Annotated in this window: 10 protein-coding genes; 2 read left to right on the forward strand and 8 right to left on the reverse strand. The window is 41.3% G+C overall.

What is annotated here, in order from left to right; translation table 11 throughout:
* Position 1: 1 nt before the first annotated feature.
* The 6 genes from F3J02_RS04390 to F3J02_RS04415 form a co-directional block, all read right to left on the reverse strand.
* Entirely contained in the window at positions 2 to 457 is a 456-nt protein-coding gene (locus F3J02_RS04390) for a hypothetical protein (protein ID WP_167247912.1), read from the reverse strand.
* Between the two features lie 38 nt (positions 458 to 495).
* Entirely contained in the window at positions 496 to 1,737 is a 1,242-nt protein-coding gene (locus F3J02_RS04395; protein ID WP_167247913.1) for an MFS transporter, read from the reverse strand.
* Between the two features lie 76 nt (positions 1,738 to 1,813).
* Positions 1,814 to 3,454 (reverse strand): malate dehydrogenase (quinone), encoded by a 1,641-nt coding sequence (gene mqo / locus F3J02_RS04400; RefSeq protein WP_167247914.1) that lies wholly within the window; start codon positions 3,452 to 3,454, stop codon positions 1,814 to 1,816.
* A 364-nt stretch (positions 3,455 to 3,818) separates the two neighbouring features.
* The gene (locus F3J02_RS04405; RefSeq protein ID WP_167247915.1) at positions 3,819 to 5,102 is read right to left on the reverse strand and encodes a ribonucleotide-diphosphate reductase subunit beta; all 1,284 of its coding nucleotides are present in this window, start codon (positions 5,100 to 5,102) and stop codon (positions 3,819 to 3,821) included.
* A 136-nt stretch (positions 5,103 to 5,238) separates the two neighbouring features.
* Positions 5,239 to 5,370: a hypothetical protein gene (locus tag F3J02_RS04410; protein ID WP_004804753.1), complete on the reverse strand. Its 132-nt coding sequence runs from the start codon at positions 5,368 to 5,370 to the stop codon at positions 5,239 to 5,241.
* A 71-nt stretch (positions 5,371 to 5,441) separates the two neighbouring features.
* Positions 5,442 to 8,276 (reverse strand): ribonucleoside-diphosphate reductase subunit alpha, encoded by a 2,835-nt coding sequence (locus F3J02_RS04415; RefSeq protein WP_167247916.1) that lies wholly within the window; start codon positions 8,274 to 8,276, stop codon positions 5,442 to 5,444.
* 544 nt (positions 8,277 to 8,820) lie between these two features.
* On the opposite strand from F3J02_RS04415, the gene bfmR reads away from it, so the two are divergent.
* Complete coding sequence (gene bfmR / locus F3J02_RS04420) at positions 8,821 to 9,537, forward strand: response regulator transcription factor BfmR (protein WP_000076440.1); 717 nt, start codon at positions 8,821 to 8,823, stop codon at positions 9,535 to 9,537.
* Positions 9,538 to 9,641: 104 nt separating this feature from the next.
* Entirely contained in the window at positions 9,642 to 11,282 is a 1,641-nt protein-coding gene (bfmS, locus tag F3J02_RS04425; protein ID WP_216076265.1) for a sensor histidine kinase BfmS, read from the forward strand.
* A gap of 116 nt (positions 11,283 to 11,398) precedes the next feature.
* Here the strand turns inward: bfmS and F3J02_RS04430 are convergent, their stop codons facing one another.
* Together F3J02_RS04430 and F3J02_RS04435 are read right to left on the reverse strand one after the other, a co-directional pair.
* On the reverse strand, positions 11,399 to 11,755 hold the full coding sequence (locus F3J02_RS04430; protein ID WP_167247917.1) for a hypothetical protein: 357 nt from the start codon (positions 11,753 to 11,755) through the stop codon (positions 11,399 to 11,401).
* Between the two features lie 92 nt (positions 11,756 to 11,847).
* Positions 11,848 to 13,266 (reverse strand): sensor domain-containing diguanylate cyclase, encoded by a 1,419-nt coding sequence (locus F3J02_RS04435; protein ID WP_167247918.1) that lies wholly within the window; start codon positions 13,264 to 13,266, stop codon positions 11,848 to 11,850.
* Between the last annotated feature and the right edge of the window lie 218 nt (positions 13,267 to 13,484).

The following is a 13,484-nucleotide window of genomic DNA, read 5'->3' on the forward strand; positions in this document are numbered from 1 at the left end:
ACTATAAAGCGCCATATTTCTGCCAAGTTTCACCTGTATCGTAGGTGGCATAATGGCTTTTGAGTTCATGCAGTGATTGAGTTTGATAGATCGCGAAGATGATCATAATCAAAAATAAACTAATCAATTTAATCATGCGCTTATTTTTATATTCACCTGAGTAGAGGTAGAAAATGCAATAAAAAGCGATCATTAAATAAGTACAGAATAAGGAATGGAATAGCAGGTAGATCAGCAAGGCGACCGTAATCACCAAAGCAATCCGATTTTTTAAGATATTAGGACGTAGGCTCAGAATATTAAGCACCAAAAGACCAAGTGAGGTCCAAAATAGATAGGCATCACCACCAATCACGACGATATAGGTGGATTGCAGCCACAATAACACCAGCCATACAAAAATGGAAAAAATAATAAATTTAGATAGGCCTGAAGACGTGGGCAAAGTATGTTTCATATCACATTTGATTTTTAAATAACTGTTTGTTTGGATGACTAAAAACGAAAATTAAATAAAGCTTTGGTTCTTGCCTTGGTTAAGACAACGCAGAGCAAAGAAAGTGAGCCACCAATCAACATTGCTGGAACCACGCTAAAAAAACGGGTCATCACACTGGACTGCAATGCACCCAGTTCATTACTTGAGGTGACAAAGATGCCATTAATGGCTGCCACACGCCCAAGCATGTCTTTGGGAGGGATAAGTTGCAGAATCGTTTGACGGATAACTATGTTGATGCTGTCACATGCTCCCATAATAATGAGAACTGCGACAGAAAAATACAGTTGTCTGGTAACAGCAAATAACAAAGTGCAAACACCAAAGCCTGTGACGGCAATCAGCATCATTTGCCACGGCTTAGATTTAGGGGGATAGCGCACCAAAATCACCATCATGATCAAGCCACCAAAGGCAGGTGCAGCACGTAATAGACCAAAACCATCGGCACCAATCTGTAAAATATCTTGGGCAAAAATTGGCAATAGCGCGATGATACCGCCAAAAAACACGGAGCCAAGATCGAGAAACATCGCCCAAAAAATAATTTTAGTTTTAAAAATAAATTGCAGTGCTTCTTTCAGACTTTGCGTCACAGATTCGGTTTGGATTTGCGGGAAATGTCGTTTTTGTAAACACCACAGTGCGATCGTTCCTGTGAGAAAAAGTGCCACGATCACAGCAAAAGTAATATCTAGGTCGAGATGAGCCAATAGAAAGCCACCGATCACGGGAGCAAGAATGCCACTGGCTTGCCAGCACATACTGGTCCATGTTGCTGCATTGGTATAATGATGTTCTGGTACTACAAAAGGCCGTAGCGAATTAAAGCAGGGGCTATAAATCCCGCGAATACAGCCAAATAAAAACAGAATGCTAAAGGCGGAAATCAGTAAGAAATTGGTACTCAACGCTTGAGTGTTGTATAGGTCAAAGCAGACCCATAAGGCAATCGATAAGGGAATCGCAAAGCTAAAACTGATTTGCAAAATACGCTGACGATTAAAACGATCAGCAATATAACCACCCCATAAAGACAGCGCCAGAAAAGGTAAAAAATCCATAATCCCGACTAAACCGAGGAGAAGTGGATTTTTGGTGATTTGATACAAATGAAAGGCAATCAGCACTTCTTGAATCAGCACCGCAAAAGTCAGGCAGCATTGATTGAGGGTCAATAACTTAAAGTCACGACTGGCAAATGCAGCAAAAGCAGAGTGGGGTGCAGCAGAAGGCATAGTATAAAAATAAAAGACAAAATGAGAAAAAGGGAAGAGCCGAAACTCCTCCCTTTTTATTTAGACTGAAGGTCGCTTATTGAGCAACAGCTTCAGCTTTTTCTACTTTCTTAGCAGGAACTAAGTTTGCAGGTGTCGTATAGTTCAAGCCCAAAGTTGAACTTGAGTACTGACGGATCTGATCTAACAACGCTGGATCGGTTGAAAGGTCTTTACCATAAGAACGTACGATCTCATGCAATTTGTTATTCCATACACCTTTAGTTTGCTCAGGGAATGCTTTTTCAAGCAAGTTAAGCATGATGTAAGGTGATGTAGACGCACCTGGAGAAGCACCTAATAATGCCGTTACAGACTTGTCTTTAGATGCAAAGATTTCTGTACCGAATTGCAATTTAGCAGGTTTGCCCGGCTCTTTCTTGATGATCTGAACGCGTTGACCACCTTGTTGTAAATGCCAGTCTTTTGGATCAGCTTCAGGGTAGTATTTTTTCAACTCATTGAAACGATCTGCATCAGACATCAATACTTGGCTTACGAGGTACTGAACAAGATCAGCATTTTGTAGACCAATTGCAGCCATAGGCAACACGTTGTTTTTGTTAGTTGATGCAAGCAAATCAAGCTGTGAACCATTTTTCAGGAACTTGTTTGAGTAAGTTGCAAATGGGCCAAACAACACATATTTTTTACCGTCGATATAACGGGTATCGATATGTGGAACAGACATTGGAGGCGCACCAAGATCAGCACGACCATAGACTTTAGCAGTGTGTTTTGCCGTTACTGCTGGGTTGTCAGTCACAAGGAACTCACCACCTACAGGGAAACCAGCATATTGTTGCGCTTCTGGTAAGCCAGTCATTTGCAATAGTTTAATTGCAGCACCGCCCGCACCAATAAACACAAAACGTGTTTTCACATGATCAACTTTGCCAGATTTCAAATCTTTGAAAGCCACAGACCAAGTGTTGTCATCGTTTTTGCTGATACCCGTCACTTCAGTTGAAGTGCTAAGTTTGAAGTTTGGACTCTTTTCAAGGTTGCCAATCAACTGCTTGGTGATTGCACCGTAGTTCACGTCAGAACCAACGTCCATACGGGTTGCAGCCACTTTTTGTTGAGGATCACGACCGTCCATTACCAATGGTGCCCATTGTTGAATTTCGGCTTTGTCTTCACTCAACTTCATGCCAGCGAATAATGGATTTTGAACCATGGCAGCATAACGCTTTTCCATGAAGTTCACGTTATCGCCCCATACGAAAGCAATGTGTGGTACTGGGTTAATGAAGGTATTTGGTGTTTCTAATACACCTTGTTTCACTTGGTATGCCCAGAATTGCTTGGCAATTTCAAACTGACCAGCCACATTTACAGCTTTAGAAATGTCCATTTTACCGTCTTTTTCTTCGGTATAGTTCATTTCCATAAAGCCCGAGTGGCCTGTACCCGCGTTGTTAAAACCGTTTGAACTTTCTTGTGCGACAGCATCAAGACGTTCATACATGCGGATATTCCAGTCTGGTTGTAACTCGTTGAGGTAAGTACCTAAAGTGGCACTCATGATCCCGCCACCGATCAGTACAACATCGACAGTGGGTTCGTTATTGGTGGTTTTAATTGCCTTAGACGCAACTGGTCTAAAAAGAAAGGCAATTGCAATAATAATTAATACTACGACTAGTACTAATAAATATTTCCAAAATTTTTTCATTCAATTTACCTTAAAAATTAAATGACGCTCCATATCAAAAGCGACATAGAGAGAAAGAATTTAAATGATGTTACAGGCGCAATAAAGGCACATCAGTACGGCAAGGGATCGCCTTAACACTGATGTTGAAGAAGTTAGTTCATGAATTTTACTTTAATTTAGACGGTATTTTGGTTGAACTAATGTTTCAAAATGTACAAATCAAGCCGACTTTGATGATTTATTGTGTGAAAGTTGTAGAAAGTTCTAGTAAATCCTAGACTTATGGTTTAGAGAGATTAGTCACATTTTGACCAAATAGGATGGATTTTAATAATAAAAAAAGCTGTCCGTAGACAGCTTTTACTTTTTTATTGTTTACTACTTACCAGCTTAACGCACCACCAGTTTGGTAGTCTGTTACACGCGTTTCAAAGAAGTTCTTCTCTTTACGCAAGTCCATCATCTCAGACATCCACGCAAACGGGTTGGTTACACCAGCAAACTGCTCAGGTAAACCAAGTTGCGCTAAACGACGGTTACAGATGAACTTCAAGTATTCTTCCATCATGCTTGCATTCATACCCAATACACCACGTGGCATGGTGTCACGCGCATATTCGATCTCGAGCATAGTACCTTCAAGAATCATTTGAATCACTTCTTCTTGGAACTCAGCCGTCCACAAGTGCGGGTTCTCGATCTTGATCTGGTTGATCATGTCGATACCGAAGTTCAAGTGCATAGATTCATCACGCAAGATGTACTGGAACTGCTCAGCAACACCGTTCATCTTGTTACGACGACCCATACTCAAGATTTGAGTAAAGCCACAGTAGAAGAAGATCCCTTCAAGAACACAGTAGAACGCGATCAAGTTACGCAATAAACGTTGGTCGTTTTCAGGCGTACCAGTGTTGAAAGTCGGATCACTTAAAGATTGAGTGTACTTCAAGCCCCACGATGCTTTACGCGCAACACTTGGAATCTCGCGGTACATGTTGAAGACTTCGCCTTCGTCCATACCCAAAGATTCGATACAGTATTGATAAGCATGCGTGTGAATTGCTTCTTCAAATGCTTGACGCAAGATGTACTGACGGCATTCAGGATTGGTAATGTGACGGTAGATCGCCAAAACCAAGTTGTTTGCAACCAATGAGTCTGCAGTCGAGAAGAAACCTAAAGAACGCATGATGATGGTGCGCTCATCTTCAGTTAAGCCATTTTCAGACTTCCAAAGCGCGATATCATGGTTCATGTTCACTTCTTGCGGCATCCAGTGGTTTGCACACCCGTCAAGGTACTTCTGCCAAGCCCATTCGTATTTAAATGGAACAAGCTGGTTTAAGTCTGCGCGACAGTTGATCATGGCTTTATCATCAACTTGAACACGCTGTGCACCCATTTCAAGCTCTTCCAAGCCTGGTGCAACGTCTAGGTGTTCTAAGGCAGCAGATGCTCGTGCCAACGAATCGGTTGGATCTGTTGATCGCAGGGTACTGGTTCCAGCGGGTTGTGCAGTAGCCACGCGCGGCGATGATTGCTCTGAATCAGATACCACTTGCGTATTAACCGTTTTTTGCGAGTCGAGGGACGCAGACTTGTGTTCAGGTGCAGTCGGTTTTTGCGAATCATCTTCAAAATCGTCCCAACTTAGGATAGACATTTTTCGTTCTCTCTTCGTTGTGTATAGCTGTTATAGACACCTAAAGAGATGTCTTAGAATATACGCTTAATGTGTAAGCAAAATTAAGTTTTATTGATTGAGTTTTTAAAAAGTGACGAATGGACGTCGCCAACCCCTAAAACTTATTTTGCTTACGCTGTTGCTTACGTATTTTAAAAAATGCGTAAACCATTGGAATGTAAAACACTAGAAAGGCACAAATCAGAACAATCACACCAAATTGATAATTATGACTGAGATGGAACATGATCTATGCCTCAATAGAAACCTTTCTCGCCCTCTCCAAAGGAGAGGGAATTTATGGAGAGAGGTATTAAATTACTGACAAGCTTCGCAGTCTGGGTTGTCAATTGAACACGCCAATGGCACTGGCGCTGCTGTTGAGAAACCATCATCTTCAGTTTGAACTTCAGCTTTTTCTGCTACAACCGCTGCTACCGCAACCACAGGTGCTTCAACCGATGCTGGTTTCACTGCATTCAGTGCACCCGTATTAATGGTTGATTTCTCAGCCGATGTTGCACCTAAAGCTCGGAGGTAATAAGTGGTTTTAAGACCGCGTAACCATGCCATCTTATACGTGATGTCAAGTTTCTTACCATTCGCACCAGCGATGTAAAGGTTCAATGACTGTGCTTGGTCGATCCATTTTTGACGACGTGACGCAGCATCTACGATCCAGCGAGTATCCACTTCAAACGCAGTCGCGAAGATTGCTTTTAATTCTTCAGGAATACGTGCAATCTTTTGAACTGAACCTTCGAAGTGTTTTAGGTCATTGACCATCACGGTATCCCAAAGACCACGTTCTTTTAATGCACGAACAAGGTAAGGGTTGATCACTGTGAATTCACCAGAAAGATTCGATTTCACATACAAGTTCTGGAATGTTGGCTCAATCGATTGAGACACACCACAAATGTTAGAGATGGTTGCTGTAGGGGCAATCGCCATCACATTTGAGTTGCGCATACCGTCTTTTTGAACTTTGGTACGTAAGCTATCCCAGTCTAAACGTTGTGTACGATCCACTTCGAACATACGCTCTGGACGAGATTTCGCAACGATTTCTAAAGAGTCGATTGGCAGAATACCTTGATCCCACAATGAACCTTTGAATGTTGAGTAAGCACCACGTTCGATTGCAAGGTTGCTTGATGTTTCGATTGCGTAGTAGCTGATCACTTCCATTGATTCATCAGCGAAGTCAACCGCTTCATCTGAGCCATAAGCAAGATTCATTTCATACAATGCATCTTGGAAGCCCATGATCCCCATACCCACAGGGCGGTGTTTCAAGTTTGAGTTCTTCGCTTGTGGCACAGCATAGTAGTTAATGTCGATTACGTTATCGAGCATACGTACCGCAGTTTTTACAGTGCGTGCAAGCTTCTCACGATCTAACACACCACCTTGAACGTGTTGTACAAGGTTGATCGAACCTAAGTTACATACCGCAATTTCGTCTTGGTTTGTATTTAACGTGATTTCTGTACACAAGTTAGATGAGTGAACTACGCCCACGTGTTGTTGTGGTGAACGTAAGTTACATACATCTTTGAATGTGATCCATGGGTGGCCAGTTTCGAACAACATCGAAAGCATTTTGCGCCATAAGTCTTTCGCACGTACTTTCTTGTGTAGCATGTTTTCTTGTTTTGCTACAGCTTCGTAGTGTGCATAACGCTCAGCAAATTCAGCACCTGTTAAGTCATGCAAGTCTGGTGTTTCAGAAGGCGTGAACAGTGTCCATTCAGCATCTTCAAATACACGTTGCATGAATAAGTCAGGAACCCAGTTTGCAGTGTTCATGTCGTGGGTACGACGACGGTCATCACCCGTGTTCTTACGTAGCTCTAGGAATTCTTCAACGTCCAAGTGCCAAGTTTCTAAGTACGCACAAACTGCACCTTTACGCTTACCACCTTGGTTTACCGCAACTGCAGTATCATTGGCAACTTTAAGGAATGGAACTACACCTTGTGATTTACCGTTAGTGCCTTTGATATAAGAGTTCAAAGCACGTACAGGTGTCCAGTCATTACCTAAACCGCCAGCCCATTTTGATAACATTGCGTTGTCACGCATTGCACCATAAATGTCATACAAGTCATCACCGATGGTGGTCAAGTAACAGCTTGATAATTGTGGACGCAAGGTACCAGAGTTAAACAGGGTAGGCGTAGATGCCATATAGTCGAAGCTAGACAATAAGTCATAGAATTCGATTGCGCGGTCTTCTTTATTTTCTTCGTTAAGTGCCAGACCCATCGACACACGCATAAAGAATAATTGTGGTAATTCAAAACGCACGCCATTTGAGTGGATGAAGTAACGGTCAAATAAAGTTTGTAGACCTAAATAAGTGAATTGGTTTGAGCGTTCCGGTTTGATCGCAGCAGCCAATTTTGCAAGGTCAAAGTCAAGCAGATCTTTAGAAAGAAGATCAAGCTCAATACCTTTCTTCAAGAAGGTTTCTAAAGCATCGCCTTCAAGCGTATCTGTAGGTAGACCTAAGAATTCTAAACCTGTGCTAACAAGTTCGCTACTGAGTAAGCGCGCAGTCACATAAGTATAGTTTGGCTCTTGTTCGATACGGGTACGCGTTGCCATCATCATGGTGGTCGCGATATCGCTTTCTTTTACGCCGTTATATAAGTTCTTAACCGTTTCATCCAAAATGGCTTGAACATCAATTCCTTCTAGACCTTCACTTGCAGTTTGAATGGTTGTTGTAAGCGCATCCAAATCCAATGGTTGGAGTTGACCATTAGCATCTGTAATTTGAAGAGTAGGGTGATGGTTCGCACCAGTTTGCTGACGGGCACTTGCGCGTTGGTCACGATAAATCACATAGGCACGAGCAACTTTCTGCTCGCCTGTACGCATCAATGCCAATTCAACTTGGTCTTGGATTTCTTCGATATGAATCGTACCGCCAGAAGGTAAGCGGCGATTAAAGGTGTTCATTACCATTTCAGTCAATTGAGTAATGCGGTCATGGATACGACTTGAGTCAGTACCTTGTTGACCTTCAACTGCTAAAAATGCTTTCCCAATCGCAACAGAAATTTTCTCGGCATTAAATGTCGCAATCTCACCGGTGCGCTTAATGACCTGAAGTTGGCCAGGAGTAGAAGTGATGATGCTCATGTCAGCATAGCTCCATTATCATCTATTTTTATGTTCATGGACCGTTTGAATCGAGCAAAAAGTATGCCACGATGTTTGAGGGATAAACACAATACTTAGTGGTTAAAGTTTATTTTCAACACAAGATACGGGATTTTTTGCAGTAGATCAATCCTTGACATTTTACTAATTTTTTTTTCATGTGTTAACTGCTGAATTCACAGGGACATAGCATAACAAAGCCGTTAAAAAAGGCTTATAGATAACTCTGTGGATAACTCAAAAAACAGACACTTAAATTGTTTTGGGCGAATAAAGAAACAAATTGTTTAACATTGGCACAAAATCTATACTAAATATTCATCCTGTCGGAAAAAGCATAGAGAACTGAAAAATATATTAAAATTCATAATTTTAATAAAAAGATAACAAAATGGCTTAAGCGTGTATCAGTTTGGTGAACGCCTACTTGTTTACAATGTAAACGTGTGTATATTGCAAAACATAAACCAATGTATCTGTCAGATTTCATAGACAGATTCACTCAGATTTTAGGGGCAAACAAATGAGCCAAGAAGAAAAGTTACCGAAGATTTTGATTGTAGAAGATGACGAACGCTTAGCACGTTTAACACAAGAGTATTTGATTCGTAACGGATTAGAAGTTGGAGTCGAAACTGATGGTAACCGTGCAATCCGTCGCATTATCAGCGAGCAACCAGATCTTGTTGTACTGGATGTGATGTTACCAGGTGCAGATGGTCTAACCGTTTGTCGTGAAGTACGTCCGCATTACCATCAACCAATTTTGATGTTGACTGCACGTACTGAAGATATGGATCAGGTTCTTGGCTTAGAAATGGGTGCAGACGACTATGTTGCGAAGCCTGTTCAGCCGCGTGTTTTATTGGCACGTATCCGTGCTTTATTACGTCGCACTGACAAAACAGTGGAAGACGAAGTAGCACAACGTATCGAGTTTGATGACTTGGTGATTGATAATGGTGGTCGTTCAGTGACTTTAAATGGTGAATTGGTCGATTTCACTAGCGCTGAATATGACTTGTTATGGTTATTGGCATCGAATGCAGGTCGTATCTTGTCTCGTGAAGATATTTTTGAGCGTTTACGCGGTATCGAATACGATGGTCAAGACCGTTCAATCGACGTACGTATTTCACGTATCCGTCCAAAAATTGGTGATGATCCAGAAAATCCAAAACGTATCAAAACAGTGCGTAGTAAGGGTTATTTATTCGTTAAAGAAACCAACGGACTCTAAAGTCTCTAAAGCCTCCTTTTTAAAGGGGGCTTTTCCCTTGATAGAGGGCCTGTGCAGTATGGCTGTTCAGGAGAGATTTTAACTAGCTTGGAATTATTTACCCTATGGTAAGTCGAGTACTGAAAAACAGCATATTCTTGCGTATCTATGCTGGTTTGGTGGTTTTGGTTGTTGTGGTTGCAGCATTTTGTTATTTGCTGGTGCAGATCATTAACTATCAACGGGCGCAAGAATATCGTGAATCTCTTACCGATGGCATTTCTTATGTCATTAGTGAAGGGGTGTCTCGTCAGCCAGAAAAGCAACAAAAGTTAGATTGGATTTCCGATGCATCTGATTTGCTGGAATTGCCGATCTACTATGTAGATGCGGAACGGGTAGAATTATCCCGTACCGAGAAAAAGCGCATTGCTGAGCAAAAATCAGTGGTTCGTTATGATGCCAATAATGGCATTGGTTATATTATTATCGGTCTAAAAGACGACCCTAAGCATTTCCTTTATATCAAAGTCGATAAAATTGGCGAACGCCAAATGAAAGCGCTTCCGATTTTTGTACTGGATTATTTGATTTTTTATCCGGGGCAGGAGCGTGAATACTTAGATAAAATTAAAAAGCATTTCTATTATCCGATTGAAATTTCAGATATTAAAAATATCAATTTAGATTCAGAGCAAATTGGTCGTTTGCGCCAAGACCAAAGTGTGTTGCTGTATAAGGATAGTGCAACTGTACGTGGTACCACCATTTCGATTGTTTCTCCAATGCCTAACCATCCTGCACAAGTGCTGATTTTAGGACCTGTTCCAATGTTTAATTGGATGCCATTCCAGCTTTCAGCAGGGATTACCTTATTTAGCTTATTCTTATTGAGCTTGGGTGTTTATGGTCTGATCTTACCGTTAGAGCGTAAAATTCGTCAGGTACGTTATGCCTTGAATAAGATGAAATCAGGTGATTTGTCATTACGTGTGCCAATTGAAGGTACTGACGAAATGGCAAACTTGGCATCCAGTTATAACAATATGTCGGATCATATTCAGCGGTTGATTGAAGCACAGCGTGAGTTAATGCGTGCGGTATCGCATGAGCTGAGAACACCTGTCGCGCGAATCCGTTTTGGTATGGAAATGCTGGCTGAAGAGGATGATTATAATTACCGAATTCAGCAAGTGGATATGATTGATAAAGATATTGAAGCCCTCAATACCCTGATTGATGAGATCATGACCTATGCCAAGCTGGAGCAAGGTACACCATCTTTAGATTTCGAAGACATTGTCTTGGTTGAGGTGCTTGACCAAGTGGCAATGGAAACGGAAGCCTTGAAGACGCAAAAAGAAATTGAGTTAATTGCTCCACCATTGGCTTTGAAAGTGGATGCTGAGCGTCGTTATTTACATCGTGTGGTACAGAACCTTGTGGGTAATGCGGTTCGTTATTGTGATAATAAAGTTCGTATCAGCGGTGGTATTCGTGCTGATGGTAATGCCTATGTTTGTGTCGAAGATGATGGGCCGGGGATTCCTGAACAAGAACGTAGTCGTATTTTTGAGGCTTTTGCCCGTTTAGATGACAGTCGTACTCGTGCTTCGGGTGGTTATGGTTTAGGCCTGTCGATTGTGAGTCGTATTGCCTATTGGTTTGGTGGAACGATTCAAGTCGATCAGAGTCCAAACTTGGGTGGTGCGCGGTTTATCATGACGTGGCCTGCCAAACGTTATAAACAAGTGATGAAAAAATAACGAAAGAGTAAAAAGGAATGATGTATCTCATTCCTTTTTTATGTGCAGCTATAAAAAAGCCAAAGCAAGATGCTTTGGCTAAGTTAGGCCTTTCGGTGACCTCGGGTGATCACGGTCTATTCGTGAAGAGATGGATCTGGTTCAATTAGTGGTTTCCCTGAGCGAAGACCTTGTAGTGCATCTGCATTAAAATCAATGAGCAGCGCATTATTTTTAATATCGATTTTATAGCCTTTGATCAGGGCTTGATCTCCATTTAAGGTTTCGACTTTATAGCTATCTGCAATATTGAGAATACTTTCTAAATTGGTGGTTGTGGCGGCAAAATCCTCTCTAAATACTTCGTATATATCTCTTAAATCAAAAATTGCATTATCAGCATCTGGATGTTTTCGAACATAACTTTCTATATGACGCATCAGCAGTTGTGAAAAAAAGAAATAATCCGAAGCGTGTGTGTATTCTAGATGCATATTTTTCTCCTTTTGTGCTCATTCTAGAATACTCATCTATTGTGTTCGCTGTGTATAAAGATAATTAAAGTATTTAGCTGAATTGCAACATATTATGTCGAAATGACAACTTGGTTTCGACCTTGCCGTTTGGCTAGGTAAAGGGCATCATCGGCTTGTTTAAATAATTGCTCAATTGAATGTTGGTTTTCAGGAATACAAATACAAATACCAATACTCATTTGAATCGAGAAGCTTTGTTGTATTTCATATTCAATTGGGGTTTGGCTGATCTGTAGGCGGATTTTTTCAGCACAAAGATAGGCGGCATCCGCATCGGTGTCGGTCATGAAAATGGCAAACTCTTCGCCACCTAAGCGTCCCAATAAGTCTTGAGGCTTGAGTAAGGTTTGAATGGTTTGTACACAGCTTTGTAAGGCACGATCACCCATTTGATGCCCATAGTTATCATTGACCTGCTTAAAGTGATCAATGTCGAGCATGAGGAAAGCGGTGGTGTGACCAGAGTAGGTTGCTTGTTGTTGCAGCAGTTGTACCGATTGCAAAAATTGACGTCGGGTTAAACTTGATGTGAGTTCATCATGCGCAATGGTATGTTGTAGTTCTTGGATCAACTTGGATCTCACCATATTAATGCTAGACACCGTGAGTGGGGCAATGGTCATCATAATCAGTCCAAGGCGGATCGAGATGGCGTTGTTTAAAAATTGTTCTGGGTAAAGTAATAGATAGTTTTGAGAGACATGATAGATCACAAAAGCACAACTGATCGAGGTAATGATGGCCACTGAAAAATGGCGATAGCTCAATGCACACCAGATCAAGGCAGCAATCGGGTAGAGCAATGACCCTGGGCCCGCATCATAGTAGCCAATTGCAATTGAGAAAATGACCGCAAATAGCGGTAAACTTTGTTGAACTGTCTGTGTTTTAAATTCTTTTAGTTGTTGTTTAAACTCGCTCCAAAGTGGTGCGCTGATGATGGCGGGAAGTAGCAACAATGCATTTTGAATTTCAGCGGTAAACCAGTAGCCGAAATCAATCCAAAATGAACCTAAGGCAAATTTAGTGTTGAATAATGGCAGGGTAATGGCTGCAAAAAACGAGCTGGCCAAACCGCCAATACAGCAAAAACTAAATAGAAATAAATAAAAATAACCATGATGCATTGAACGGATAAATGCATTAAATTTGATATACAAGGTCAATGTCGTGATGACATACAGTAGGTTTGCAGAGGTGAGACAAATATTGAGTAAAAAAGGCGTATCTTGTGAGGTGTCGGCTACTAGATAACCTACGATTGCTCCAATAAAACTGATTGGATGGCGTGTTTGTGGAAAACGAATCAGTAAACCAAGTAGAACTGAGTTGGCTGGCCAAAAAGAGGCTAGAAAGGTGAGATGTCTAGTTGCGATACCGAGTAGGCAGCACAATAGAATTACCCCACTAAAGAGTAAAAATAATTGTAACAGTGAGCGTGGTTTTAATGCTGCATAGGCTTGGGGCATTCTGACGCGGTTCTATGGGGGAGATAAGGTCGCGCTATTATATAAATTCTGTTTAAATTTTCATCATAAATTTGTATCAATGCAATGATTTAGTTCGTGCTGCAATATATTGGGGCGAACCACTAGAAATTTAGTTTTTTTCATAATGTAGAAAAAGAAAAAAATGATCAATATGCTGTTCTTGATTAGATAATTCGATTTTTAGGGGTGAATTAACC

The sequence above is a fragment of the Acinetobacter sp. Tr-809 genome (assembly GCF_011753255.1).
In the GTDB taxonomy this organism is placed as follows: domain Bacteria; phylum Pseudomonadota; class Gammaproteobacteria; order Pseudomonadales; family Moraxellaceae; genus Acinetobacter.

Bases quoted from the DNA above. Each gene is read 5' to 3' on its own strand.
- F3J02_RS04390 (WP_167247912.1), bottom strand. From the start codon at position 457: ATGAAACATACTTTGCCCACGTCTTCAGGCCTATCTAAATTTATTATT.
- F3J02_RS04395 (WP_167247913.1), bottom strand. From the start codon at position 1,737: ATGCCTTCTGCTGCACCCCACTCTGCTTTTGCTGCATTTGCCAGTCGT.
- mqo (WP_167247914.1), bottom strand. From the start codon at position 3,454: ATGAAAAAATTTTGGAAATATTTATTAGTACTAGTCGTAGTATTAATT.
- F3J02_RS04405 (WP_167247915.1), bottom strand. From the start codon at position 5,102: ATGTCTATCCTAAGTTGGGACGATTTTGAAGATGATTCGCAAAAACCG.
- F3J02_RS04410 (WP_004804753.1), bottom strand. From the start codon at position 5,370: ATGTTCCATCTCAGTCATAATTATCAATTTGGTGTGATTGTTCTGATT.
- F3J02_RS04415 (WP_167247916.1), bottom strand. From the start codon at position 8,276: ATGAGCATCATCACTTCTACTCCTGGCCAACTTCAGGTCATTAAGCGC.
- bfmR (WP_000076440.1), top strand. From the start codon at position 8,821: ATGAGCCAAGAAGAAAAGTTACCGAAGATTTTGATTGTAGAAGATGAC.
- bfmS (WP_216076265.1), top strand. From the start codon at position 9,642: ATGGTAAGTCGAGTACTGAAAAACAGCATATTCTTGCGTATCTATGCT.
- F3J02_RS04430 (WP_167247917.1), bottom strand. From the start codon at position 11,755: ATGCATCTAGAATACACACACGCTTCGGATTATTTCTTTTTTTCACAA.
- F3J02_RS04435 (WP_167247918.1), bottom strand. From the start codon at position 13,266: ATGCCCCAAGCCTATGCAGCATTAAAACCACGCTCACTGTTACAATTA.